This window comes from Curtobacterium sp. MCBD17_019, from assembly GCF_003234555.1.
Classification (GTDB): Bacteria; Actinomycetota; Actinomycetes; order Actinomycetales; family Microbacteriaceae; genus Curtobacterium.
In genome coordinates this window covers 50,276-75,024 of record NZ_QKTT01000002.1, presented here as the reverse complement: position 1 = coordinate 75,024, position 24,749 = coordinate 50,276, and the positions used below count along the sequence as shown (strand labels likewise).

19 protein-coding genes are annotated in these 24,749 nt (G+C 73.0%); 6 read left to right on the top strand and 13 right to left on the bottom strand.

What is annotated here, in order from left to right; translation table 11 throughout:
• Positions 1-75 precede the first annotated feature (75 nt).
• Entirely contained in the window at positions 76-3,573 is a 3,498-nt protein-coding gene (locus DEI82_RS02250) for a bifunctional proline dehydrogenase/L-glutamate gamma-semialdehyde dehydrogenase (RefSeq protein WP_111035666.1), read from the bottom strand.
• Positions 3,574-3,741: 168 nt separating this feature from the next.
• Here DEI82_RS02250 and DEI82_RS02245 point away from each other — a divergent pair, with 168 nt between their 5' ends.
• Entirely contained in the window at positions 3,742-4,644 is a 903-nt protein-coding gene (locus DEI82_RS02245) for a LysR substrate-binding domain-containing protein (RefSeq protein ID WP_111035665.1), read from the top strand.
• Between the two features lie 20 nt (positions 4,645-4,664).
• On the opposite strand, the gene DEI82_RS02240 is transcribed toward DEI82_RS02245, so the two are convergent.
• From DEI82_RS02240 to DEI82_RS02195, 9 genes are all read right to left on the bottom strand, one after another.
• Positions 4,665-5,225, bottom strand: a complete 561-nt coding sequence (locus tag DEI82_RS02240) for a hypothetical protein (protein ID WP_111035664.1) — start codon at positions 5,223-5,225, stop codon at positions 4,665-4,667.
• Entirely contained in the window at positions 5,222-6,673 is a 1,452-nt protein-coding gene (locus tag DEI82_RS02235) for a DUF58 domain-containing protein (protein WP_146242803.1), read from the bottom strand. Before DEI82_RS02235 ends, DEI82_RS02240 begins: the two co-directional genes overlap by 4 nt.
• On the bottom strand, positions 6,670-7,758 hold the full coding sequence (locus DEI82_RS02225; RefSeq protein ID WP_258371914.1) for a MoxR family ATPase: 1,089 nt from the start codon (positions 7,756-7,758) through the stop codon (positions 6,670-6,672). The genes DEI82_RS02235 and DEI82_RS02225 overlap by 4 nt, the downstream gene beginning before the upstream one ends.
• Positions 7,755-8,258: a hypothetical protein gene (locus tag DEI82_RS02220; protein ID WP_146242802.1), complete on the bottom strand. Its 504-nt coding sequence runs from the start codon at positions 8,256-8,258 to the stop codon at positions 7,755-7,757. The genes DEI82_RS02225 and DEI82_RS02220 overlap by 4 nt, the downstream gene beginning before the upstream one ends.
• Positions 8,255-9,019: a DUF4129 domain-containing protein gene (locus DEI82_RS02215; RefSeq protein ID WP_146242801.1), complete on the bottom strand. Its 765-nt coding sequence runs from the start codon at positions 9,017-9,019 to the stop codon at positions 8,255-8,257. The genes DEI82_RS02220 and DEI82_RS02215 overlap by 4 nt, the downstream gene beginning before the upstream one ends.
• Before the next feature lie 117 nt (positions 9,020-9,136).
• The gene (locus DEI82_RS02210; protein ID WP_111035660.1) at positions 9,137-10,723 is read right to left on the bottom strand and encodes a hypothetical protein; all 1,587 of its coding nucleotides are present in this window, start codon (positions 10,721-10,723) and stop codon (positions 9,137-9,139) included.
• Between the two features lie 83 nt (positions 10,724-10,806).
• A complete protein-coding gene (locus DEI82_RS02205; protein ID WP_111035659.1) occupies positions 10,807-11,967 on the bottom strand; it encodes a hypothetical protein in 1,161 nt (386 codons plus the stop codon).
• Between the two features lie 236 nt (positions 11,968-12,203).
• Complete coding sequence (locus DEI82_RS02200; protein WP_258371913.1) at positions 12,204-13,157, bottom strand: AraC family transcriptional regulator; 954 nt, start codon at positions 13,155-13,157, stop codon at positions 12,204-12,206.
• A gap of 127 nt (positions 13,158-13,284) precedes the next feature.
• A complete protein-coding gene (locus DEI82_RS02195; RefSeq protein WP_181435071.1) occupies positions 13,285-13,878 on the bottom strand; it encodes a TetR/AcrR family transcriptional regulator in 594 nt (197 codons plus the stop codon).
• A gap of 258 nt (positions 13,879-14,136) precedes the next feature.
• On the opposite strand from DEI82_RS02195, the gene DEI82_RS02190 reads away from it, so the two are divergent.
• Positions 14,137-15,411 (top strand): FAD-binding protein, encoded by a 1,275-nt coding sequence (locus DEI82_RS02190; RefSeq protein ID WP_111035656.1) that lies wholly within the window; start codon positions 14,137-14,139, stop codon positions 15,409-15,411.
• Between the two features lie 217 nt (positions 15,412-15,628).
• Here DEI82_RS02190 and DEI82_RS02185 read toward each other — a convergent pair whose 3' ends face one another.
• The gene (locus DEI82_RS02185) at positions 15,629-16,657 is read right to left on the bottom strand and encodes a LacI family DNA-binding transcriptional regulator (RefSeq protein WP_111011212.1); all 1,029 of its coding nucleotides are present in this window, start codon (positions 16,655-16,657) and stop codon (positions 15,629-15,631) included.
• Positions 16,658-16,840: 183 nt separating this feature from the next.
• Between DEI82_RS02185 and DEI82_RS02180 the strand changes: the two genes are divergently transcribed.
• The 4 genes from DEI82_RS02180 (at position 16,841) to DEI82_RS02165 (ending at position 22,252) form a co-directional block, all read left to right on the top strand.
• Positions 16,841-17,788: a carbohydrate ABC transporter permease gene (locus DEI82_RS02180; protein WP_111011213.1), complete on the top strand. Its 948-nt coding sequence runs from the start codon at positions 16,841-16,843 to the stop codon at positions 17,786-17,788.
• Positions 17,785-18,750: a carbohydrate ABC transporter permease gene (locus DEI82_RS02175; protein ID WP_111035655.1), complete on the top strand. Its 966-nt coding sequence runs from the start codon at positions 17,785-17,787 to the stop codon at positions 18,748-18,750. Before DEI82_RS02180 ends, DEI82_RS02175 begins: the two co-directional genes overlap by 4 nt.
• Positions 18,751-18,836: 86 nt before the next feature.
• Positions 18,837-20,174, top strand: a complete 1,338-nt coding sequence (locus DEI82_RS02170) for a sugar ABC transporter substrate-binding protein (RefSeq protein ID WP_111035654.1) — start codon at positions 18,837-18,839, stop codon at positions 20,172-20,174.
• Between the two features lie 65 nt (positions 20,175-20,239).
• Positions 20,240-22,252, top strand: a complete 2,013-nt coding sequence (locus tag DEI82_RS02165) for a beta-galactosidase family protein (protein WP_111035653.1) — start codon at positions 20,240-20,242, stop codon at positions 22,250-22,252.
• Positions 22,253-22,437: 185 nt separating this feature from the next.
• On the opposite strand, the gene DEI82_RS02155 is transcribed toward DEI82_RS02165, so the two are convergent.
• Positions 22,438-22,953 carry a hypothetical protein gene (locus DEI82_RS02155; RefSeq protein ID WP_111035652.1) on the bottom strand — a complete coding sequence of 172 codons (516 nt, stop codon included), beginning with the start codon at positions 22,951-22,953 and terminating at the stop codon, positions 22,438-22,440.
• Between the two features lie 95 nt (positions 22,954-23,048).
• The gene (locus DEI82_RS02150; RefSeq protein WP_220037222.1) at positions 23,049-24,638 is read right to left on the bottom strand and encodes a phospholipase D-like domain-containing protein; all 1,590 of its coding nucleotides are present in this window, start codon (positions 24,636-24,638) and stop codon (positions 23,049-23,051) included.
• Between the last annotated feature and the right edge of the window lie 111 nt (positions 24,639-24,749).

The following is a 24,749-nucleotide window of genomic DNA, read 5'->3' as shown; positions in this document are numbered from 1 at the left end:
CGCACACACTCCTTCTGCGGCCATCCTCTCGTGCACGGCTTCTCCGCTCGGGCGCGGGGAGCCAGCGACGGCGTGTCAGATGAGCCCGTCCGACAGGTGGTTCGGCGTCCCGAACCGGTGGGCCGTGATCGCGATGGACTGCTCTCGCAGGAACGGCAGCAGCTCGATGCGGCCCGCCTCGGTGACCGGTCCGGCGTACACGGCGAGGTCGGGCCTCCCGTTCGTCGCGACGGCGAGGGCACGCACGGCCTCGGCGTCCCCGTCGATGAGCCGGATCCGCCCGCCGCCGAGTCGGCCAGCACGGGCGTGGAACGCCTCGGCGGACTCGACGGCCACCGATCCCACGTGGGGCTCGGCGCGGAGTGCGGTCCGCACGGCCTCGGGGAGCGTGCACTCCGGGTCGACCGAGACCGCGACCGCCGCCCCCGCGGCAGCCGCCGCACCGACCGCGCGGACGAGCGACGCGACGCTGCCACCCGCGACGAGCCGGACGAGCACGGGTTCCGGCCACGGCAGGTACCGGGCCACGTTCCGCTCGGCGCTGAGCCCGGAGACGTCCGCGGCGGTGCCGAACAGCGTCGACCACGCGTGCGCGTCGGACCGGAAAGCGCGCGCGAGCAGCGCACGGTCCGGCTCGGACAGCCCAGCACCGGCATCAGCCTGGAGGCGCGCCACGGCCGCGGACGTCACCGCATCACCGGCGCTCGCCGCGGTCGGCTCCCACGAACCGAGGCCGATGAGGTAGTTGACACCCCCGGCCTTGGTGCCCGGCCCGACGGCGGATCGCTTCCACCCGCCGAAGGGCTGCCGCCGGACGATCGCGCCCGTGATCCCCCGGTTGACGTAGAGGTTCCCGGCCTCGACCCGCGACAGCCATGCGCCGATCTCGGCGGGATCGAGCGCGTGCAGCCCCGAGGTCAGTCCGTAGTCGACCTCGTTCACGATGTCGATGGCCTCGTCGAGGGTGTCCGCGGTCATGACGCCGAGGATCGGCCCGAAGTACTCCGTGCGGTGGTAGTCCGATCCGCGTCGAACCCCACCGCGCACCCCGGGGCTCCAGAGCAGACCGCGATCGTCGAGCTGCTCGGGCCGGAGCTGCCACGTCTCGCCAGGGCCGAGCTCGGTCAGGCCCGTGAGCAACTTGCCGCTGGCTGGCTCGATGATCGGGCCCATCTGCGTCGTCGGGTCCCAGGGGTACCCGACGGTCAAGGACGACACCGCGTCGAGCAGCTGGTGCTTGAACCGCTTCGACCGGGCGACCGAGCCGACCAGTACGACGAGCGACGCCGCGGAGCACTTCTGCCCGGCATGCCCGAAGGCGGACTGCACGACGTCCTTGACGGCGAGGTCGAGGTCCGCGGACGGCGTCACGATGATCGCGTTCTTGCCGCTCGTCTCGGCGAGGAGCGGCAGATCGGGCCGGAAGGACCGGAAGCGCTCGGCCGTCTCGTACGCGCCCGTGAGGATCACCCGATCGACGAGCGGGGAGGCGACGAGGTCTCGGCCGAGGTCCTCCTCCGACACCGGCACGAGCGCGAGCACGTCCGCCGGCGCATCCGCGGCGGCCAGTGCATCGCCGATGACACCGGCCAGCACCGCGCCGCAGCGCTCGGCCGGACCGGCGGGCTTGAGCACGACTCCCGATCCGGCCGCCAGCGCCGCGAGCGTCGACCCGGCCGGGATCGCGACGGGGAAGTTCCACGGCGGCGTCACGAGCGTCAGCGCAGCGGGGACGAACCGGGCTCCGTCGACCTCGTCGAGCGACCGCGCGAGTTCGGCGTACCAGTGGGCGAAGTCGACGGCCTCGGAGACCTCGACGTCGGCCTGGTCGATCGTCTTGCCGGCCTCGGCTCCCATGACCTCGACCAGCTCGGTGCGGTGCGCCTCGAGCGCCGCACCGATGGCGTGCAGGACCCTCGCTCGGTCCTCGCCGGACCACGATCCCCACGTCGAGCCTGCCTCGCGCACGCGCTGCAGGGCGGCGGCGAGGGTGTCCGGCTCGGTGATCCGGGCCTCCTGCACGGCGTCGATGCCGAGCGTGCTCGTGGACATCCGCTCGATGACGCCGCGCGCCCACACGCGGTGCTCGGCGACCGACGGATCCGTGTCCGGCGTGTTCTCGAAGTGCCCGAGGGTCGGCCGCGGAACTGCCGCGAACCGGTCGGCGACCCGATGCGGAGCAGGAGCCTCGAGGCCGCCGGACTCGGCGAGCGGAGCGAGTGACGCGCGGAACCGGTCGGCCTCGCGCTCGAACAGCGCCTCGGAGGTCGACAGCTCGAACACGGCGGACATGAAGTTGTCCGGCGAGGCGCCTTCTTCGAGGCGACGGATCAGGTACGCGATCGCGACGTCGAACTCGCTCGGGTGCACCACCGGCGTGTAGAGCAGGAGACCCCCGACGGTCCGCTTGACGGCCTCGGCCTGCCCTTGGGCCATGCCGAGGAGCATCTCGAACTCGATGCCGCTCTGCACCCCGCGCTCCCCGGCCAGGAGCCAGGCGTGCGCGATGTCGAACAGGTTGTGCCCGGCGACCCCGACCCGGACGTTGGCGATGCGCGACGGCGTGAGGGCCCAGTCGAGCACGCGCTTGTAGTTCGTGTCGGAGTCCTGCTTGGTGTGCCAGGTCGCCAGGGGCCAGCCGTGGATCGAGGCCTCGACCTGCTCCATGGGCAGGTTCGCGCCCTTGACGAGCCGGACCTTGATCCCGGCGCCGCCGCGGGCGCGGCGTGCCGCGGACCACTCCTGGAGCCGCTGCATGGCGCCGAGCGCGTCCGGCAGGTACGCCTGGAGCACGATCCCGGCCTCGAGGTCGAGGAACGCCGGATCGTCGAGCAGCGTCGTGAAGACCGCGATCGTCAGGTCGAGGTCCTTGTACTCCTCCATGTCGAGGTTGATGAACTTGTGAGGGGAGGCGGCGGACGCTCGGGCGAACAGGGGGCGGAGCTTGGCGACGACGTCGGCGACGGCTTCGTCGAAGGCCCAGGGCGAGTGCGGATGCACGGTCGACGACACCTTGATCGACACGTAGTCGACGTCGTCGCGGGCGAGGAGCCGCTCGGTGCCTTCGAGTCGACGCGCGGCCTCGCGCTCGCCGAGGACCGCCTCGCCGAGCAGGTTCATGTTGAGGCGCACGCCCTCGCGCTTGACCCGTTGGATCGCCGGCCCGAGCGCGGAGTCGGACGCGTCGATGATCAGGTGCCCGACCATCCGCCGGAGCACGCGGCGCGCGATCGGCACGACGACGTCCGGCAGGACCGGGGCGAGCCCGCCACCGGCGCGCACGAGCGCACGCATGGCGGCCGGGAGGAACGTGGGGACGTCCGGCGCGATCCGACGGAGCGTCCGGGCGGCGACGGTCCGGTCCTCCGGCCTGACCACGCCGTCGACGAAGCCGACGGTGAACGCGAGGCCCTTGGGGTCGCGGAGCACGCCCGCGAGTTGAGCAGCCGAACCGTCGACGGGGTGGCCGTCGGCCTCGGCGAGCCACCGACGGACGAGCACGATCGTGGCGTCGACGAGGGGATCCGCGGCGGCGCCGTCGATGTCGTGCCGTGGGGTGGCGAGGTCGGTCATGCGCCCAGTATCGGGCTCCGGTTGCGGTAGCACCAGTGACGGTTGGTTCACGGTTATCGGTAGCGTTCCTACCTGGTTATCCACAGGCGTGACAGGTGGCCCCACGCACTGGTCGCGATCCAGACACAGTGACATCCCACGGTCCACACACCCACACGAGGAGTCCGCATGCTCGACGTCCGGCGCATGGTGATCCTGCGCGAACTCGCCATCCGGGGCACGATCGCCGCCGTCGCCGAGGCGATGTCCTTCACGCCGTCGGCGGTGTCCCAGCAGCTGAACGCCCTCGAGCGCGAAACGGGCCTGGAGCTCCTCCGACCCGCCGGGCGGCGTCTGCAGCTCACCCCGCAGGCCGAGGTGCTCGTCGCCGCGGCGAGCGAGGTGCTCGACGTGCTCGAACGGGCCCAGGGTGCGCTCGACGAGTCACTCCCGAGCGTGCAGGGGCGGGTCCGCGTGGCGGTGTTCCAGTCCGCGGCGCTCGCCCTCATGCCGCCGGCCCTCCGCGCCATGGCCCGCACCCACCCCGACGTCCGCGTGGAGATGGTCCAGCACGAACCGGAGAGCGCCCTGCGCGCCACGTGGGTCCGGGACTTCGACCTCGTCATCGCCGAGCAGTACCCGGCGCATGCCGCCGCGTGGCACGCCGGGTTGGACCGCCAGGACCTGACCCGCGACGCCGTGCGCCTGGCGCTCCCGCCGGTCGACGCACTCGACCAGTCGGTGGACGACCTGCTCGGCGCAGCCGCCATGCCGTGGGTCATGGAGCCGCGCGGGGCCGCATCACGACACTTCGCGGAGCAGCTGTGCCGATCAGCGGGGTTCGAACCCGACGTGCGGTACGAGACGCCGGACCTGCAGACCCAGATCCGCCTCATCGAGTCCGGCAACGCGGTCGCGCTCATGCCGGACCTCGTGTGGACCGGCCGGAGCACCACCTGCCGCCTCGTGCCGCTCCCCGGGCGTCCACAGCGGACCGTCTTCACGGCACAGCGGGAAGCCGGGGCCGGCTCTCCGGCGCTCCGAGCGCTGCGGCGGACCCTGGAGGCGGCGGCACGGCAGCTCCGGGCATGACCGGACGACGCGGGCGACCCTCAGCCGTCCGACGACCGACGACTCCCGCCGAGCGCCGGGACGAGCACCGCGACCGCGACCGCGACGATCGCCACCGCCGCGAGGACGGCGATCCACGTGATGCCGTCATCGACGCCGCCACGGACCCCCACCATGCGCACCACGGCCGCCACGAGCTGCGTCCCCGCCTGCACCGCGACGAACCGGAGTGCCGACGGCCGCAATGCCCGCAGTTGCACGAGGGCTCGCCGGGGTACGACCGACGCCACCATGCCGACCGCGACGATCAGGTGCGTGCTGAGGAGCACGACTGCGAGCGGACCCCATCCAGCCCCGGCACCCCCGGCGACGGCGGCCACTGCGAGCTGCACGACCAGTCCGGCGGTGAACGGCCCACGCGGGAACACCGCCGACGCGGCGACGAGCGCCGCCGCGAGTGCGAACCACCACCCGCTCGGACCGACGGCCACCCACGCCCCACCGAGGCCCGCGACGACGCCGAGCGCGGTCAACACCCACGCCGGCAGGGCACGTCCGACATGGGGGAACGACCGGGAGGCCCGGCTCGCCTCCGCACTCATGGCCGCCGCCTCGCTCTGCTCAGCAGCCGCACGGCGACCGCGGGCGGCGTCCCGTCGGCGGTCCGCCAGGTGATCGGTTCCACCCCGGCCGCTCGCATCCGATCGAACCGGACCCGGCGTTCGAGCTCGACGAGCCGCGACGCGACGCGCTCCTGCCGGTCCGCGTCGGAGCGATCGAGCGGCGGGAGCACGTCGACGGCGACCACGCGGCGGCCGGTCGCCGCCCAGGTGATCGCCATCGCTGCGGGATGGTCGTCGAGGAAGGTCGAGAGCACCACGACGAGCGAGGCCGCGGGCACGGTCGGCGCGCGCACCGGCCCCGGGGTGTCGCTCGTCGGGACCGCTCGTGCCGTCGCAGAGCGGAGGCGGTCGAGCTGCCGCACCCCTCCGCGGGGTTCGATGCCCGTCACAGCACCGGCGAGGTCCCGGAAGCCCACTCGGTCGCCTGCGCCGATGTACGCCGAGGCCAGGGTGGTGGCGGCCTCGCGGGCGAGGTCGAGCGACGTCGCGCTCCGCTCGGGTCCGGCGGTACCTGACCAGCGGGTGACGTCCGGCCCGACGTCGTCACGGTCGTCGAGCACGATGACGACCACGGCGTCGGCGGTGGACGACGTGCGCCGCACGTACAGCTCGCCGGGCTGCTGCCCTCGTCGTGCCGTTCGTCGCCAGTCGATCCGTCGGAGCCGGTCCCCGGGGGCGAAGAGCGCGAGGTCGCGGAACTCCCCGCCGTCGCCGCGGCTGCTCGACTCGTGGGTCCCCGTGGTGCCGACGAGCCGGTGCGGCATGGGCAGCTGTTCGATCCGCAGGCGCGGTGGCGGGACGACCGCGCGGAGCGTCGGTCCCTCCTCCGGCAGGGTGACCGCGGTGCCGCCCTGCGCGATGAGCGCGAGGTCGAGCCGGACCACGGCCTGCGGCCCGGAGTGGAGGACCGTGACCGGCCCGCGGAGTGCCGCCGCGGTGGACGGCGTGACCAGGACACGCCGGGTGGATCCGTCGGCGAGGGTGGCCACGACGGCGACCGCCTCGGCGACCTGGGGTGCCCGGAGTTCGACGTCGACCACGACGCCCCGCCCGTTGTCCTCGGGTCGCACCGCGGTTCGGGTCCGGATGACACCTGCGCGGCCGCGAGCGGGGTCGTGCCCGAGCGCGGCGATCACGAGCAGCGGTGCGGCCACGAGGGCGAACTCGACGCGGGCCGTCACGAGCGCGAGCCCGGCGAGGAACACCGCGGCTGCGATCGCAGCGGTGATCGGCGGGTTCGGCACCCACCGCACGCGGTACGCCTGGTCCGTCGAGCGCACGCCGGGCGTGGCGTCCTCGGGCCCGGCGGCGGACGAGGACCCGGGCGGCGCCCCTCCGGGCAGCAGCGCTCCGGACGGCGCCCCTCCGGACGGGACAGCTCCGGACGGGACCCCGACGGGCAGGTGCCATCCGTCGTCGTCGCTCACCGGGCCTCCCGACCGGCAGTGGCGTCCGTCGCCCGACCCGTGCCGATGCCGCCACCCGTGCCGATGCCGCCACCCGTGCCGGCGCCCCGACCCGAGGCCACCGCGGGCGGCCCCGCCACCTGCTCGGCCACCGTCCGGACGACGGTCGCCGGATCGACGCCGTTGGCCCAGGCCTGCGGGGTGAGCGAGAGTCGGTGGGCGAGCACCGGGACGGCGGCGGTCTTGACGTCCTCGGGGGTGACGAAGTCGCGGCCGGCCATCACCGCACGGGCGCGTCCGACGAGCAGGAGCGCCTGTGCACCGCGCGGCGAGGCACCGACCTGGATGTCGCGGTGCTCCCGTGTGCCGACGGCGAGGTCGACGCAGTACAACGCGATGTCCTCGTCGACGTGCACCTGCTCCACCGTCGCCTGCATGCGCAGGAGATCTGCCCCGCTGATCACCGCCGGCACCGTCGCGACCTCGCGCTGGCGTTCGACGCGGTTGAGGAGCACGCGCTGCTCCTCGGTCCTGCTCGGGTAGCCGGCGGCGAGACGCACCATGAAGCGGTCGAGCTGCGCCTCGGGCAGGGCGTAGGTGCCCTCGTACTCGATCGGGTTCGACGTCGCCACGACGTGGAACGGCCGCGGCAGCGGGAAGCGGTCACCCTCGACGGTGACCTGCCCCTCGGCCATCGCCTCGAGCAGCGCCGACTGGGTCTTCGGCGACGTCCGGTTGATCTCGTCGGCCAGGAACAGCCCCGTGAACACCGGGCCGGGCCGGAACACGAACTCCGCCGTGCTCGGGGCGTAGACGAACGAGCCGGTGATGTCCGCCGGCAACAGGTCCGGCGTGCACTGCAGGCGCCGGAAGTCGAGCCCGGACGCCTGCGCCAGGGACCGTGCCGCGAGGGTCTTGCCGAGCCCGGGCACGTCCTCGAACAGGACGTGCCCGCCGGCGAGGATGCTCGCGAACGCCAGCTCGAGGGGCTCCCGCATGCCCACCACGGCGGTCCCGACGGCGTCGAGGACGGCGGCGCTGAGCCGGGCGACCTCGGCCACGGACAGCGGGCTGGGGGTGGTGGTGTCGGCGGTCTGATCGGTCACGGGAGCCTTCCGGACGGTTCCCCGAGCGCCTCCACGGCGATCAGGAGGGACGAGAACGTGGCGAGGTCGAGTTCGGGGTGCCGCGGGCTCAGGAGCACGCGGACGACGTCGGGCGGGAGCAGGCGCTCGACCGCGGGTCGGGCCTCCGGGTCGTCGATGTCGACCCCGTGGTGCACGAGCAGCAGGTGGCCTGCGGCCGCGCGGAGGCGCACGACGGGTCGCTCGGGCACCCCGCCGCGTGAGCGCAGGGACCACGCCAGCGCCTGGACGTCGCGGCGCGCCCCGCGGACCACGTCGGTGGGTGGTGCCGGCCACGTGAGCCGTTCGTCGTCGCGCACCGCCGACCAGGTCAACCCGACCGCGGTGATCACGGCCGCGACGACGACGGCCTGGGGCGCCGGGAGTCCGAAGAACCACCCTGCGGCACCGACGACGACCGCGACGACGACCACCTCGACGACCCGGCGCCGAGCGGGCAGTCCCACCGTCCGGCCGCTCACCGGCGCTGCTCCGAGGCCGCGGTGGGTGTCCCGCCCGGCCACCGCTCCTGCAGCGTCCGCAGCGCCACGCGGGCCGCCTGCACCTCGGTCGGCCCGGCCGGCGTGGTGCCGAACCGCACCATCACGTAGAGGTCCCGGAGCGTCCCGACGGCGTTCCGGTCCAGCTCGAGCCGGAGGAGCACCCGCGCCGTGAACTCGGTCGGGGTCTCCGCGATCTGCCGCCGGTAGCCGGCGTCCTCGGCGGCCTCCTGCAGGCCGAGCCACGCGGCGGTGATCGCGTCCGACGCCGGTCGGTCCTGGTCGATGACGTCGAGCGCGCGCGCGAGGCCGCGGTGCACCGTGCGCATCGCGGCCGCCGTGGTCGGGACGTCGACGTCCGACACGTCGTCCGTCAGCAGGCCGGTGGGGAGGCCCGGCTCGGCCCTGCCACGTCGCCGCCGTGCCAGCAGGCGGACCAGGAGCACCACGACGAGTGCGAGCACGACCAGGCCGGCGATCAGCAGTGGCCAGGTGAGGTCGACGTGGAGGGTCGAGCGGTGTCCGGCGGCGCCGGGCTGCGCCGTCGGGGTGGTCGCCGCGGTCGGTCCCGGTGCGGTCGTGGCGGTCGGCAGCGCGATCGTCGGGGACCATCGTGGTCCGCCGAACCGCAGCGGCCCGGCGAACGCCGCTGCCGCGACGACGAGCAACGCGGACACGATCGTGATCACCAGGACCGCGGGGGACCGCCGTCCGGATCCACTCGCGCCCGCCCTGGCCCTCATGGCAGCACGGTAGCCCATGGGTCTGAGCCGCGAATCGGACTCCGAACCGGGACGTTCCCCGGCTCGGAGTCCGAATCGCGGCTCGACTCGAGCGGATCGCCGCGGCTCAGCCGCGGCTCAGCGGCGGCTGCGGATCACCGACTCACGGTGCAGGAACAGCAGCGCGAGTCCCACGAGCAGGAGCAGCAGTCCGATCCCGCCGAAGACCGCGATACCCGTCGACCCCGTGTACGCGAGCGCCGCCGTGGAGGCGGTGGTCGCCACCGCGGCGACCGTGCCGGTGGTGGAGGCGGTGCGGGTCATCGCCGCGGCCGGAGCCGTCGAGAGCACCGTGGCCGGGACGATGCCCGCGGCACGGCCGGTCACCGTGCCCTCGTCCCCCGTCGTGGCGGTCGGGTCGTTCCCGGCCGGCGTGGTCGACACGGGGTCGGTGCCGTCAGCGGGGTCCGTGGTGCCCACCGGCGTGGTGGGCTCGGCCGGGCTGGTCGGGTCGGCCGGGCTGGTCGGATCCGTGACGACCGGGTTCGTCGGCCCGGCGGGCGTGGTGGGGTCCGGCGTCGTGGTGCTGTTGCCGCCGACCGCCACGGTGGTACCGCCGATGGTGACCGGCAGGCTGATCACCGGGGCGATCTGGGTGCCGGACGCGGTGCCGTCCGAGCCGGAGGTGGTGGTGCCGCCGGTCGTGCCGGTGTCCGTGCTGCCGGTGCCCGTGCTGCCGGTGCCGGTCGTGCCGGAGGTGCCGCTGCCGGTGGTGCCGGTGGAGCTGGCGTCACCGAGGAGCGCGATCCCGTTGCCGCCGACGGTGACGGGCAGGCTGATCACCGGGGCGATCTGGGTGCCGGACGCGGTGCCGTCCGAGCCGGAGGTGGTGGTGCCGCCGGTCGTGCCGGTGTCCGTGCTGCCGGTGCCGGTCGTGCCGGAGGTGCCGCTGCCCGAGGTGCCGGTGGAGCTGGCGTCGCCGAGGAGCGCGATCCCGTTGCCGCCGACGGTGACGGGTGCGCTGACCACGGGGGCGACCTGCGTCCCCGAGGCCGTCCCGTCCGAGCCCGAGGTGGCCGGACCCGACCCCGACGCCGGGGTGGACCCGGCGTTCGCGGCCGGTGCCGAGCCTCCCGAGCTGGTGCCGGTGGCGTCCCCGAGGACCGCGATGCTGTCCCCGGTGGCCGTGATCGGTGCGGCGACGTCGGGGGCGACCTGGGTGCCGCCGAGGACGCTGTCGGAACCGGAGGTGGTGGCGGCGGGAGCCGCCGGAGCCGTCGCCCCCGACGCGGAGGCGGCCGCCGGAGTCGGGGCTGCGGCCGGAGCGGGTGCGCTGGTCGCGTCACCGCCGACCGCCACCGCCGTCGAGCCGAGGTCCACCGGAACGCTCACGGTCGGCACGACCTGCGTGCCGGACGCGATGCCACCGGAGCCCGAGGTGGACGCCGACGAGGACGTGGGCGCCGCCGGAGCGGACGCCGCCGGAGCGGACGCAGCCGGGCCGGACGCCGCCGGCGCGGTGGAGGTGCTGGTCGCGTCCCCGAGGACGCTCACGGCGTCACCGGTGGCGGAGACGGGGAGGCCGAAGCTCCCGGCGACCTGCGTGCCGGAGGCGATGCCGTCGGTCCCCGTGGTCTCGGCGGCGTGGGCGGCGAGCCCGCCCCCGAGCGAGAGACCGCTGACGAAGAGGGTGAACCACAGCCCTCTCGAGACGTACTTGTTCATGGTCGTGCTCCTGATGTGATCGAGACTGGTGCGCCGCGTGTGCGGCGATGACGCGTCCTGCCAGCGGGGCAGGTGCGTCGGGCTCAATCAGGAGCGACGTCGTGGTCGGCGACGACGGATGCGGGGAGCACGTCGTCACCGGTGGGGAGGATCGGGCCGGCCGCCAGGACGACGGACGCGGGAGTCGAGATGGTCGCCACCGGGGTGGTGGGCGCACCACCGGCGGCGGCGCTGCTGCCACCGGTGGTCCCGGTGGGGGCCGCGGGGGCGGTCGGTGCGGCCGGCGCTGCCGGGAGGACCGGGGTCGCGTCGCCGGGGCGGGTCCCGCCAGCGGTGGAGACGGTCGGGACGGAGTCCGTCGTGCCGAGGCCCGATGCGCTGGAGGCCGAGGTCCCCGCGCCCGCACCCGAGCGGACGAGCGTGCTGTCGGCCACGGCGGAGTCGGTCGCGCTGTCGAGTGTCCCGGCGGGCTGACCCTGGGCGGGCTGGCCGTCACCGGGCTGACCCTGACCGGGTGCCACGGGGAGGACCGGACCCACGACCGGGGTCGTCGGGTCGAGGACGGTGGTCGCGGGCGGGAGGGTCGACGTCACGGGCGAGAGGACCGGGGCGATGCCGCCGAGCACGGGATCGACCACGGAGCCGATGCCCCCGAGGACGGGTGTGACGACGGGGGAGACCGCGCCGAGCACCGAGCCGACCACCGGGTCGAGGACCGGCGAGGTGACCGGGTCGACCGCACCGGGGAGTCCGCTGACAGCCGCGCCGGCGCCCCCGAGCGCGCCGTCGACGAGGCCCGTCACGGGAGCGGTCACGGACCCGAGGGCGCCGTCGCCGAGGACGGGTCCGACCACGGGCAGCGCACCGACCGGCCGCGACCCGAGGACACCCGCGACCGGCCGGAGGGCCCCGTCGAGGGTGCCGGCCGTCGCGCCGAGCGTGCCGCGCGTCCCACGGTCGGCCGTGGGCGTCGTGCTCGTACCGGTGCGCGTGCTCGCGCCGGCGGGTGCGGGCCGGGTCACGGGCTGGACCGCGGTGCCGACGCCGTCGACCACACCGCTGACGGTGTTCCCCACGGCGCCGAGCAGGGAGTGCGACGAGGTCGTGCCCGGGGTCGTCTCGGCCGCCGAGGCCGGCTTCGCCCCGAGGAGCAGTCCGAGCACGACGAAGGCCGCTGCGACGACGGTGCCGAGCAGGGCGAGCCGGACGAGCGCGATCCTGGGTGCGCGCAACGGCTTGTCCATGCGCTCACCTCCTGATCTGGCTGCGCACGACTGAGTGGTTGTCAGGGAATGTACTCCGGCTCGTGAGCGGGTCGACGAATGCCAGGGATTTCTCAGGTTCTCCGAGCGGCGGGCGCGACGACGCCCGCCGCTCGCGGAGCGTGCCGCGGGGACGCAGGCGCGCGAGCGTGTGGACCCACGAGCGCGGGTGGCTCCCGGGCCGACGCCGGGCTCCCGCGGTGCCGGCAGCGGGCCGGTCAGTGCCGGAGGGTCTCCTTCGGGTACTCCCCGAACCGCGCCGCGTAGGCCGCCGAGAACCGGCCGAGGTGCAGGAAGCCCCAGCGGTTGGCGACCTCGGCGATCGTCGTCGTCGTGGCACTCCGCTCACGGAGCTCCGCGTGCACCCGGTCGAGGCGGACCTCCCGGATGTACGTGTTCGGGGTGACGTCGAACTGGCGCTGGAACGCCTGCTGCAGCGCCCGGAGGCTCAGGTTGGCCTCCTGCGCCAGGTCGGTGCTCGTGATCGGCAGGTGCGCGTTCTCGTGCACGTACTCGACGGCGCGGCGGATGTGCGCGTTCCGGGGGAGCAGCAGATCGCGCGGCAGCCCGTCCGTCTGCTGCGGGAACAGCTCGAGGAACGAGACCGCTCCGAGCCGACCCATCTCGGCCTGGAGGAGCGGGCTGGCCTCGCGGTCCAGGACCGTCTTCGAGATGAGCGACACCGTGTCCCGCCAGAGCTGCATCGCCCGGTCGCTCGGCTCCGCCGTGTGGTCGAACCGGACCGTCGGCGCGTCGAGCCCGCGCTCGGCCGCGACCTCCTCGACGGTGGTTCGTTTGATCTGCACGAGCTTCTGGTCGTAGTCCTCGAAGGCGAACCGGAAGGGGCGGTCCGACGGCCAGATGCGGGGCCGGTTCGGCAGGAGGTCGACCTCGTCGCGTCCCAGGTCGAGCCTGCCCGTACCGGACGTGATCCACTGGACCACGTAGTCGTCCCCGCGCGGCATCTCGCCCTCGAGGCGGCCGTGGAAGCGGACGTTCCGCAACGTCAGGTGGTCGTCGCCGACGACGCTGTACCGGAAGTCGAAGTCGTCCACGGTGCGTTCAGCGCGCCACGATGCTCCGGCGTACTCCGCAGCGAGTACGTCGCGTGCCTCGTCGAGGTCAGCTCCTCGGAGGTCTTTGCGCACGCGGGATGCGCGGTCGTCAGTCATCATCCACCGCGCGCAGTGTCGCACATGCATGCAAACAATTCGTCGGCGCTGTCCGAAGAGCGCGGACGGGCCGCACAGCCGGCCATCGCCCGGGAGGACGCACGGCGCGTCCGACGGGCCCAGCGCCTCAGTGACCCTCGACCGTGTACACGGCGATGAGCATCGCGGCCGCTGACCGAGCGGACGACGCGGGACGGACCGACCCGTGGATGGCCGCCTCGACCTGCGCGCCCTCCGCGAGCAGGGACACGGCGTGCGCGAGGTGACCCGGCAGCCCCGCCCGGTCGCAGAGCTCGGCCAGGTACCGCTCGAACCAGGTCAGGTGCTCGTCCGCCAGTTGCGCGACGTCCGCATTCCGCCGGCCGAGTTCCCCGTAGCCGTTGATGAAGGCGCAACCGCGGTAGGAGCGCTGCCGGAAGGTCGCCTCGAGGTACGAGAACACCGCGAGGATCTGGTCACGCGGGTCGGTGAACACGGACACCGCGGCGGTCAGGTCCGCGACCCAGGAACGGTGCCGGGCCTCCATGACGGCGACGACCAGCTGGTGCTTCGTCGGGAACTCGCGCCGCAGCGTCTCGAGCGGCAGGTCGGCGTCACGAGCGATCCGCCCCACTGACACCGGCCCGAACCCGCTCCGGTCGAACAGTCGGTCCGCGCTCGACAGGAGCCTCGAGCGGAGCTGCCGTTCGAGGCTGGGGGTGTTCAGAGGAGGAGGCGTCATGGTGTGGGGTGTGCGGTGCGCCCCCGATGGTAGGGACGAGCGCTGAGCGCGTGCCCCGCCTGTCCGTGATGAGCGGGGACCGGCGTCGATCATCCAGGAAACGCTGGTCCTGGCCTCCGACCGTCACCGCGACCGCGCCGGCCGCGACGTTCCTCCACGTGTGGCGGTCGGGGTGGCGAGCGTCGGAGCGGCTGCACTACCGTGTGCACCACCGCGGGTGAGCGCTCACCCGCGACGCCCGACCCGCGGAGGAGCGGCATGAGCACCATCGAGACCACCGGCGCGGACCTCCGCACGAACTGGGCCGGGAACGTCACCTACCGGGCTCGCGAGGTGGTGAGGCCGACCACCCTCGACGAGCTCCGCACCGCCGTCACGAGCAACCCCCGGGTGACGGCGCTCGGCTCGCGGCACTCCTTCAACCTCGTCGCCGACACCGACGGCGTGCAGATCGCCCTCGGCGCGATGCCCGAGGTCATCGAGATCGACAGCGAGCGGCGGGTCGCCCGTGTCGCCGCCGGTCTGACCCACGCGCGCGCTGCCGCCGCCCTCGACGAGGCCGGGTTCGCCCTCGCCAACCTCGCATCGCTGCCACACATCTCCGTCGCGGGCGCCGTGGCGACCGGCACCCACGGATCCGGCGTCCGGAACGCGTCGCTCGCGTCGAGCGTCGTCGGTGTCGAGATCGTCCGTGCGTCCGGCGACGTCGAGGTGCTCGATGCCGACCACCCCGACCTCGACGCCCACCGGGTGGGCATCGGCGCACTCGGCGTCGTCACCGCCGTCCACCTGGCGATCGAGCCCCGGTTCGACGTGGCCCAGCGCATCCACACCGGCCTGCCGTGGGAGGTCGTCGACGCCCGCTTCGAGGACGTCATGTCCGCCGGGTACAGCGTCAGCATGTTCACCGGGTACGTCCACGACGGCATCCGGCAGGTGTGGACGAAGCGCCGTGTCGACCGTGACGACCCCGTGGTGGACCTCGAGGACCTCGGTGCCATGCCCTCGACCTCGCCGCTGCACCCCGTCCCCGGGTCCGACAACGCCGGCGTGACCGAGCAGGCCGGCGTGCCCGGCCCGTGGCACGAGCGGCTCCCGCACTTCCGATCCTCGTTCACCCCGAGTGCCGGTGCCGAGATCCAGTGCGAGTACCTGCTGCCCGCGTCGGACGCGGTCCCCGCGATCCAGGCCCTGCGCGGCATCGGCGAGGCCATGGCGCCCGTGCTCTACGTCTCCGAGATCCGTCGCGTCGCCGCCGACACCGCGTGGCTCGCCCCGAGCAGCGAGCGGGACTCGGTCGCGTTCCACTTCACGTTCCACCGCGACCCCGAGGGCGTCGCGGCCGTGTTGCCCCTGATCGACGCGGCGCTCGCCCCGTTCGACGCCCGGCCGCACTGGGGCAAGGTCACCGCGATGCCGGCCGACCAGCTCCACGCGGTCTACCCGCGCCTCGGGGAGTTCGCGGCGCTCGCCGACCGGGTCGACCCCGAGCGGCGGTTCCGGAACCCGTTCCTGACCGAGGTGCTCGGCTGAGTGAGGGCACCCGCCGCTCGGCTGCCCGGCTTCGGTGCTGCCCGGCTGCCCGGCTGCCCGGCTTCGGTGACGTCCGACGGTGCCGCTGTCGTTCGATCCGGGACCGTCGACGCATGCTCGTGCGTCGGATGCAGCCGCATCAGGCGACTCGACCGGTGTCGAACGACAGCGAGTGTCGGGAACAGGCGGCGTTCTCGAGAACCGGGACGCAGGGCGGCTAGCGGTTCGGCGGCGCCGCGCTCGCCCGCTCCACGAGTGACACGGGGACGAGCCCCCCGTGGTCGGGCGCCGACCGCCCCTCGATCTCGGCGATGAGGGTGGACACCGCGCGCCGCCCGACCTCGTCGAACGACTGGTGCACCGTCGTGAGGGGCGGCCAGAACGAGTCGGCCTCGGGCATGTCGTCGAACCCGACCACGCTCAGGGTCCCGGGAACGGCACGCCCGGCCTCGTGTGACGCGCGGAGGATGCCGAGCGCGGTCTGGTCGTTCGCGGCGAAGACGGCGGTGATCTCCGGCCGGGCGGCGATCCGCTGCCCGGCGGTGTAGCCGGCGTCGGTCGTCCAGTCGCCCCGGATGACGTCGGGTACGGGACGCCCGGCCCGTTCGAGGGTGGCGCGCCACGAGGCCTCCCGGCGCATGGCGGAGTACGACGCGCGGGGTCCGCTGACGTGCCAGACGGTGTCGTGGCCCAGGTCGAGCAGGTACTGCGTGGCGATCCGGGCGCCCTCGGCCTGGTCCGTGTCGATCGTGGGGTGCTCGGCGGTGGCGGAGGAGTCGACCACGACGACCGGCACGCCGTCGGGCAGCGCGACCTCGGCGGCGTCGAGCACGTGCGACTCGATGATGATCACGACACCGTCCACGGCCTGTTCGGACAGCCGGGTGAACGCGGACCGGACCCCTGCCTCGGTGCGCCGGGCCATCGGGAGCAGGGTGATCGTGAAGTCGGCTGCGCCCGCGGCCTCGGCGATGGCCTCGAGCGTCCGCATGTTGCCGAACGACGCCAGGGTGAACAGGATCACCCCGATGGTGCGGAACCGCCCCGAGCGGAGGGCCCGAGCGGCACGGTTCGGCCGGTACCCGAGCTCGGCCATCGCACGACGCACGCGCTCCCGGGTGTCGTCGCTGACGTTGTCGAACCCGCGGGCGACGCGGGACACGGTCTGCATCGAGACCCCGGCGGCCTGCGCGACCGCGGCCAGTGACGGGGCCTTGCGGATCTCGGACGGGGTCTCCGTGCTCATCGGGGTCCCCTCCTGGCCCGCCGCGATCGGCCGGGTCCACCTCGTTCGGCCGCATCATCGCACGAACCGGGCCTCTGGTCACGATTCTGCGTCGGCGCTTGCATGTTGACGTTGCCATGCTACGGTGAACCGCGCGATGTTGACGTCAACATCTGCGGAGCACCGTCTGGACGAAGGAGTCGTATGACCGCGATCACCGCGCGCCGGGGAACGTCACCCGGCGGCCGGAACGGCGCCCGTGGCGGCGCCCGGGGCAAGGGCCGAGCCCGCCAGCGCTGGACCGGCTGGCTGTTCGTCGCGCCGTTCATGATCGTGCTCGTCGCGATGCTCATCGTGCCGATCGGCTACGCGCTCTGGCTCAGCCTGTTCCGCGACCAGCTCATCGGCGGCAACCAGTTCGTCTGGTTCGCCAACTACCTGCAGCTGTTCCAGGACGCCAAGTTCTGGGCCGGGTTCCTGCGCGTCGTCCTGTTCCTCGTGGTCCAGGTGCCGGTCATGCTCGTCCTCGCACTCGTCGCCGCACTCGCGCTCGACAGCGGTCGCCTCTACGGCTCGGCGTTCTTCCGCATCGGGGTGTTCCTGCCCTACGCGGTGCCGGGTGTCGTCGCCGCGCTCATCTGGGGCTTCATCTACGGCAACCAGTTCGGCCTGACCGGCGCTGCGAACAAGGCCCTGGGCATCGACCTGTTCGAACCGTTCAGCCCACACTGGGTGCTCGCGTCGATCGGCAACGTCGTCACGTGGGAGTTCCTCGGCTACAACATGCTGATCTTCTACTCCGCGCTCCGGGTGGTGCCGACCGAGCTGTACGAGGCGGCCGAGATCGACGGCGCCGGACCGCTCCGCACGATCATGTCGATCAAGATCCCGGCGCTGCGCGGCTCGATCGTCATCGCCACGATCTTCTCGATCATCGGCAGCTTCCAGCTCTTCAACGAGCCGAACCTGCTCAAGACGCTCGCCCCGAACGTCATCGGCAGCGCATTCACCCCGAACATGTACGCCTACTCGCTGTCCTTCAGCGGCCAGCAGTTCAACTACTCCGCCACCGTCGCGATCGTCATGGGTGTCATCACCGCCGTGATCGCCTACGTCGTCCAGGTGCGCGGCACGCGAGCGGAGAACCGATGAGCGCCGTCCAGACCCCACCGCCCGTCACCATCGCGACCGAGGGCACACGCGGCCGCGACCCGCGTGCCCGCGCTCCCCGGGCCTCCCGTCCGGGTCGCCGGATCGGCGCCGGCTCGCCCAGGCCGCGCCGGAGCGGGATGCTCACCGCCGTCATGGTGGTGTTCACCGTCTACTCGTTCGCGCCGCTCGCCTACCTGGTGATCAACAGCACGAAGACGCAGTCGTCGCTCCTGTCGACGTTCGGCCTCTGGTTCGGCGGACACGTCAACCTGATCCAGAACCTGCACGACACGCTGACCTACAACGGCGGGATCTTCCTGCAGTGGTTCGGCAACACCCTGCTCTACGTCGTCGTCGGTGCCGGCGGGGCGACGCTCCTCGCCACGGTCGCGGGCTACGGCATGGCGAAGTACGCGTTCCCCGGCCGCCGGGCCGTGTTCGCCATCGTGCTCGGCGCGGTCGCGATCCCGGGCACGGCGCTGGCCGTCCCGACGTTCCTGCTGTTCTCGCAGGTCGGCCTGACGAACACGCCGTGGGCGATCATCCTGCCGTCGCTCATCAGTCCGTTCGGGCTCTACCTGATCTGGACGTACGCGATCGACGCCATCCCGATGGAGCTCATCGAAGCCGCCCGCATGGACGGTGCCGGCGAGTTCCGGATCTTCTTCACGATCGGGCTCCGACTGCTCATGCCCGGCGTCGTCACGGTGCTGCTGTTCGCGGTCGTGGCCACGTGGAACAACTACTTCCTCCCGCTGATCATGCTGAGCGACCCCCGCTGGTACCCGCTCACGGTCGGCCTGAACCAGTGGAACGCGCAGGCCACCGGCGCCGCCGCCCAGCCGATCTACAACCTCGTCGTCACGGGTTCGCTGCTCACGATCATCCCGATCGTCGCCGCGTTCCTCTTCCTCCAGCGCTTCTGGCAGTCCGGCCTCGCGGCCGGGTCCGTCAAGGCGTGACCTCCCGCCCCGTCGGCCGGGAGGCCCGGGGCAGCACCCAGCACCACCGCACCCCTGCGATCCACAACGAAGTGAAAGGCATCACCATGCACAAGCGTCTCCGGCGCGGCCTCGCCGCCGTCGCCATCGGCGTCTCCGCCGCGGTCGCCCTCGTCGGCTGCGCGAGCGGCAGCTCGTCGGCCTCGGGCGGCAGCGCGAGCGACGTCTCCGCCGCGCTGAAGAAGGGCGGCACGATCACGTACTGGTCGTGGACCCCGTCCGCCAAGGCCCAGGTCGCCGCGTTCGAGAAGGCGTACCCGAAGGTGCACGTCAAGCTCGTCAACGCCGGCACCGGCACCGACGAGTACACGAAGCTCCAGAACACGATCAAGGCCGGCTCGGGCGCGCCCGACGTCGCGCAGGTCGAGTACTTCGCCGTCCCGCAGTTCGCGCTGTCGAACTCCCTGGCCGACCTCACCTCGTACGGGTTCGGCTCGCTCAAGGGCAAGTACTCCGCGAGCACGTGGGACTCGGTCGCCATGAACGGCAAGATCTACGGTCTGCCGCAGGACTCCGGCCCGATGGCGCTGTTCTACAACAAGCGCATCTTCGACCAGTACGGCCTCACCGTCCCGAAGACGTGGAGCGAGTACGTCGCCGACGCCAAGAAGCTGCACGCGGCGAACCCCAGCGAGTACATCACCGCGGACAACGGCGACCCCGGATTCGCGACCAGCATGATCTGGCAGGCCGGCGGCACCCCGTTCACGACGAACGGCACGAAGGTGTCGATCGACCTGCAGGACGCGGGGAGCAAGAAGTGGACGTCGACCTGGAACCCGCTCGTCCAGGGCAAACTCCTCTCGACCACGCCGGCCTGGAGCGACGACTGGTTCAAGCAGCTCGGCAACGGCCAGATCGCCTCGCTCATCACCGGCGCCTGGATGCCCGGCAACCTCGAGGCGAGCGCCCCGGCCGGCAGCGGTGACTGGCGCGTCGCCCCGATGCCCACCTACGACGGCAGCAAGGCCGTCACCGCGAACAACGGGGGCAGCTCGCAGGTCGTCATGAAGCAGTCGAAGAACCCCGCGCTCGCGGCGGGCTTCCTCAAGTGGCTCAACTCGTCGAGCGCGAGCACGAAGATCTTCGCCAAGTCCGGCGGGTTCCCGTCGACCACCGCCGACCTCGAGTCGTCGTCGTTCCTCAACGACAACCCGTCGTACTTCGGTGGCCAGAAGATCAACGAGGTCCTCGTCGACGCGTCGAAGAACGTCAAGTCCGGCTTCACCTACCTGCCCTACGAGGTCTACGCGAACAGCGTCTTCGCGGACACGGTCGGCCAGTCCTACCAGAACAACACGTCGCTCGACAGCGGCCTGCAGTCCTGGCAGAGCCAGCTCGTCAAGTACGGCAAGCAGCAGGGCTTCACGGTCTCGTCCAAGTGACCGAACGGTGCCCGGGCGCGCGTCGCCCGGGCACCGTCCCCTCCCATCCGAAGAAAGGCACGCTCATGCGTTTCGCCATCGGCCCCGACGACTTCCTGCTCGACGGCGAACCCCACCGCGTGCTCTCCGGAGCGCTCCACTACTTCCGCGTCCACCCCGACCAGTGGGCGGACCGGATCCACAAGGCCCGGCTCATGGGCCTCAACACCATCGAGACGTACGTCGCCTGGAACGCCCACGCGCCGTCGCCCGACACCTTCGACCTGACCGGCGGGCTCGACCTCGGCCGGTTCCTCGACCTCGTCGCGGCCGAGGGCATGCACGCGATCGTCCGCCCCGGCCCGTACATCTGCGCCGAGTGGGCGAACGGCGGACTGCCGTCCTGGCTGTTCGCCGACGCGAACGTCGGCGTGCGCCGGAACGAGCCCCGGTTCCTCGCCGCCGTGCAGGCGTACCTCGAGCGCCTCGCCCCCGTGCTCGTGCCCCGGCAGATCGACGCCGGCGGCCCGATCGTGCTCGTGCAGGTCGAGAACGAGTACGGCGCCTACGGCTCGGACCCCGCCTACCTCCGCGCGCTGCTCGCCATGCACCGCGACATCGGGCTCACCGTTCCGTTCACGAGCGTCGACCAGCCGATGGGCACGATGCTCGAGGACGGCACGATCCCGGGTCTCCACGCCACCGGCTCGTTCGGGTCCCGCGCGTCCGAGCGACTCGCGACCCTCCGACGTGTGCAGCCGACCGGCCCGCTCATGTGCTCGGAGTTCTGGGACGGCTGGTTCGACAGCTGGGGCGAACACCACCACACGACCTCGGCGACCGACTCCGCCCGGGAACTCGACGCACTCCTCGCCGCCGGGGCGTCCGTCAACGTCTACATGTTCCACGGCGGCACGAACTACGGCCTGACGAACGGTGCGAACGACAAGGGCGTCTACCGACCGATCGCGACGAGCTACGACTACGACGCACCGCTCGACGAGGCCGGGCTGCCCACCCCGAAGTTCCACGCGTTCCGATCGGTCATCGAGCGGTACGCGCCCGTGCCGGACCTGCCGCCGGAGTTCGCCCCGGACGCACCCGCCCCGGCCCCGGTGCCCGACGTCGCGATCCTGTTCGACCGTGCCCTGTCGCTCTGGAGCACCGTCGACGACATCGCCACGTGGACGCACCACGACGACGTCCCGACCGTCGACGCACTCGGGAGCGGCGCCGGCTTCGTGCTCTACCGCACCGAGGTCGACCTGCCCGCGGGCGGCGTCCTCACCGTCGAGGAGGTCCGCGACCGCGCCCAGGTGTTCCTCGACGGGCGACCGGTGGGCGTCCTCGAGCGCGAGCACCACGACCACGCGCTCGTCCTGCCGCCGGTGGGCCGCGCCGTGCTCGACGTCCTGGTCGAGGACCAGGGACGCGTCGACTACGGCGTCCGCATCGGGGAGCCCAAGGGCCTGGTCGGCCCGGTCACCGTCGACGGCGTCCCGCTGGCCCGGTGGTCCGTCACGCCGCTCGACCTGGTCGCGGCCGTCGCCGGGCCCGCGGACGGCCGGGAGGCCCGGCACGCGTCCGTCCCGCAGCCCGCGTCCGCCGTCCCCGCCGCCGTCGCATCGCTCGGCCATCACCCGTCGGACGGCGCCGCGAAGCCTGCCGCAGTGTCCCCGGCTGCGGAGCCCGCCGCCCCGGTGTCCCCTGCCGCGGACGGCCTGCTCGGCGAGCACATGACGGAAGAGGCCGTGCTGACGGCGCCGGCCCCGGCCCTCCCGGTCGTCGCCGCGCTCCGCGATGCCCGGCCCGACCCGGCCCCGACGCTCGCGGGACCGACGTTCGCGCTCGCGACCGTCGAGCTCGACGCCGTGCGGGACCTGCACCTGGCGCTCGACGGGTTCGGCAAGGGCGTCGCCTGGGTGAACGGGTTCTGCCTCGGGCGGTACTGGTCGCGTGGCCCCCAGCGGACGCTGTACGTGCCGGCGCCCGTCGTCCGCGCGGGCCGCAACGAGGTCGTCGTGTTCGAGCTCGGTGCCGCCGCCCGCCGCGATGCGGCGTTCCGGGGCTCCGCGGACCTCGGGCACACGGAGGCCTGATCCCCGAACCGGCTGGTCTACTCCGTCACGGATGACCACATCGTCGTGTTGCAGGCGCGCGACCACTCCTGAGGTGACCGAGCCGGAGCGGTCGGTGTCGTGCTGATGGCACACGGCGTCCGGATCGCCGAGGCGCGACCGCTCCGATGTCGCCTGTGAGGGCAGGGTCGCTGCCACCGCAGGAGTCACACTCCGATCATCTGGGGCCGACGCCGGGCTCCGACGATGCGGCCCCGCACGAAGAGCACGACCGTCCGCCCGAGCACCTCACCGACGGCCATCAGCAGGAGCGCGTCCACCCACGCCGATTCCTCGATCCGGTGCTCGACGCTGAAGGTGGCGAGATGCAGCTGCCCGGCAGCCGAGTTCGCCCAGAGTTGGAACGCCAGGCGGAACCCCATGCCGAGCACCCAGAGGGCGGCTGCCGCCGGTGTGGCCCGGGCGAACGGGTGACCGTCCTTCCGCCAGACGCGCGTCAGAGCCGCGGCGCCGATCCCGAGCGTCACACCCACCGCCGGTCCGAGGAGGACGAGGAGGACCCCGTTCGCGGTCGTCGGAAGTGCGTGCCCGTAGTGGAGCACGGCCACGGCGACGAGTGCGATCGGCAGGAGGAGCTGCACGATGCCGAGCCGTCGTCCGCGGAGTTGCAGCACCACGAGTCCGAGCAGGGTGCCGTCGATGAGCCAGTCAGTGATCGTCATGCGGCAAGCCTCGCGATCCCCGCGCGGCTGGGGCACCACCCCGGGGTGGTGCCGGGGGTGGTGATGTGGCACCCGGTCGGGCGGGAGCCGGACCGTCAGAACCGCGTGGTGCCCCGCAGCCGCCGCGGCCGCCCGTCCGGGTCCACCGCCAGCCGCGCGACCGCTCCGGCCCAGAGCCGCTGGACCGCCGAGATCGACTCGGGCGTGTGCTGCCGGACGTGCCCGACCGGCCGCGGTCCGGGCTCGCCGTCCTCGTGCCAGTGGTCGAGGGCACGAGCGGCGGCGGTCCACAGCGCGAGTCCGCCGGTCAGGTCCTGGAGCCGAGGGTCGTCCGGCGTCGTCCCGAGGTGCTCCGCCCACAGCTGGAGGCGCAGGTCACGCGGCAAGGAGGAGTCCGGGCCGTCGTCGGGCCGCGCCGCTCCGTCGACCACGGCGCAGGTGAGCTCGCTGTCACTGGTCCAGGATCGGCGGTTGAAGTTGTCCGACCCGCACGTCATCCAGGTGTCGTCGACGATGCAGATCTTGGCGTGGATGTAGATCGGCGTGCCCGCGGTGTTCTCGAGGTCGAACACCCCCACCCGGTGCGGGGCGGTGCGCTGCAGGGCCCGCACGGCTCGGAGCTGCCCGATGCGGCTCGGTGGTCCGGCGAGGGGACCGTCGGAGTCGGGGTAGCGCGGCACGACGACGATGACGTGCAGGTCCGGGTTCCGCTCGAGCGCGTCCGCGATGCCGGTGGCGACCTCGGTGGACCACAGGTACTGGTCCTCGATGTAGATGAGTCGCCGCGCCCGCTCGAACGCCTTCGTGTACGCCCGGGCGACGCTCCGCTCGCCGGCGGGGGCGAACGGGAACGCCGGGCGCTTCACTCCGTAGGTGCGGAGGAGCTGGACCGCGTGCGTGCCGGCGGGCGGCGGCGGGGGTGCGGTCTCCGGCAGCGGCTCGGGGTGCCGCGGCATCCGTGCGAGGCGCTGCAGGAGCATCCGGTAGGGGTCCCGGTGGTCGAGCGGGTGCGGATCGTCCCACCGCTCGGCGAACACGGCGAGGACGTCGGCCACGACCGGTCCGTGGAGTTCGAGGGCGGCGTCGTGCCACGGCGGTCGGTCGCCGTAGCGGGGGTCCATCGAGAGCGCCTGCGGGTCACCGGCGTGGTCGGCGTCGTCCCGCCGGCTGTGACAGAGGTCGATCCCGCCGACGAACGCGACGTCGCGGGCCGGGTCGTCGCGGTGCCGGATGACGAAGAACTTCTGGTGGTGCAAGCCGAACACCCGCACGCGCTGGTCGAGGAGCACCTCGCCGCCGGCGTCGTTGACCTCGCGCCCCAGCAGCTCGTTCGACCTGCCGCTGATCGGCGAGGAGATCCGTTCGCCGTGCGATCGCCAGACCAGGCCGCGGACCTCGACACCGCCTCGGGCCAGGTCCGCGAGGAGTTCCCCGATCGTCGGCCCGTCGGGGAGCAGGCGCTCGTCCGCGTCGCCGCGCCAGTCCGTGAACCAGACCCGGTCGCCGGGCTCCAGCGCGGTGAGTTCCTCGTGCAGCCGGGCGAAGTACGGCGCGCCGTGCACGATCGGCACGACGAGGTTGCCCTCCGACCACGCCGGTTCGCCGTCGCGGTCGGCATGCACCGCGGTGGCCGTGTTGCCCCGCTCGCCGGCGCGCAGGAACCAGTGGCGGGCGTCCTCGTACACGGTGGGAACACTACGGGAGGCGCTCCCGGGCGTCCCGTGCGTGCGGGGCGCGAGGGCGTACCGCCGCGGGTCGTGTTGTGTGCGCACGGCCGGAGCCGGGATGCTGGCAGG

Coding starts and splice junctions, on each gene's coding strand:
- DEI82_RS02215 (WP_146242801.1), bottom strand. CDS start 9,019: ATGAGGGCCAGGGCGGGCGCGAGTGGATCCGGACGGCGGTCCCCCGCG.
- DEI82_RS02190 (WP_111035656.1), top strand. CDS start 14,137: ATGAGCACCATCGAGACCACCGGCGCGGACCTCCGCACGAACTGGGCC.
- DEI82_RS02155 (WP_111035652.1), bottom strand. CDS start 22,953: ATGACGATCACTGACTGGCTCATCGACGGCACCCTGCTCGGACTCGTG.
- DEI82_RS02165 (WP_111035653.1), top strand. CDS start 20,240: ATGCGTTTCGCCATCGGCCCCGACGACTTCCTGCTCGACGGCGAACCC.
- DEI82_RS02210 (WP_111035660.1), bottom strand. CDS start 10,723: ATGAACAAGTACGTCTCGAGAGGGCTGTGGTTCACCCTCTTCGTCAGC.
- DEI82_RS02240 (WP_111035664.1), bottom strand. CDS start 5,225: ATGAGTGCGGAGGCGAGCCGGGCCTCCCGGTCGTTCCCCCATGTCGGA.
- DEI82_RS02205 (WP_111035659.1), bottom strand. CDS start 11,967: ATGGACAAGCCGTTGCGCGCACCCAGGATCGCGCTCGTCCGGCTCGCC.
- DEI82_RS02185 (WP_111011212.1), bottom strand. CDS start 16,657: ATGAGCACGGAGACCCCGTCCGAGATCCGCAAGGCCCCGTCACTGGCC.
- DEI82_RS02200 (WP_258371913.1), bottom strand. CDS start 13,157: ATGACTGACGACCGCGCATCCCGCGTGCGCAAAGACCTCCGAGGAGCT.
- DEI82_RS02245 (WP_111035665.1), top strand. CDS start 3,742: ATGCTCGACGTCCGGCGCATGGTGATCCTGCGCGAACTCGCCATCCGG.
- DEI82_RS02175 (WP_111035655.1), top strand. CDS start 17,785: ATGAGCGCCGTCCAGACCCCACCGCCCGTCACCATCGCGACCGAGGGC.
- DEI82_RS02180 (WP_111011213.1), top strand. CDS start 16,841: ATGACCGCGATCACCGCGCGCCGGGGAACGTCACCCGGCGGCCGGAAC.
- DEI82_RS02195 (WP_181435071.1), bottom strand. CDS start 13,878: ATGACGCCTCCTCCTCTGAACACCCCCAGCCTCGAACGGCAGCTCCGC.
- DEI82_RS02250 (WP_111035666.1), bottom strand. CDS start 3,573: ATGACCGACCTCGCCACCCCACGGCACGACATCGACGGCGCCGCCGCG.
- DEI82_RS02170 (WP_111035654.1), top strand. CDS start 18,837: ATGCACAAGCGTCTCCGGCGCGGCCTCGCCGCCGTCGCCATCGGCGTC.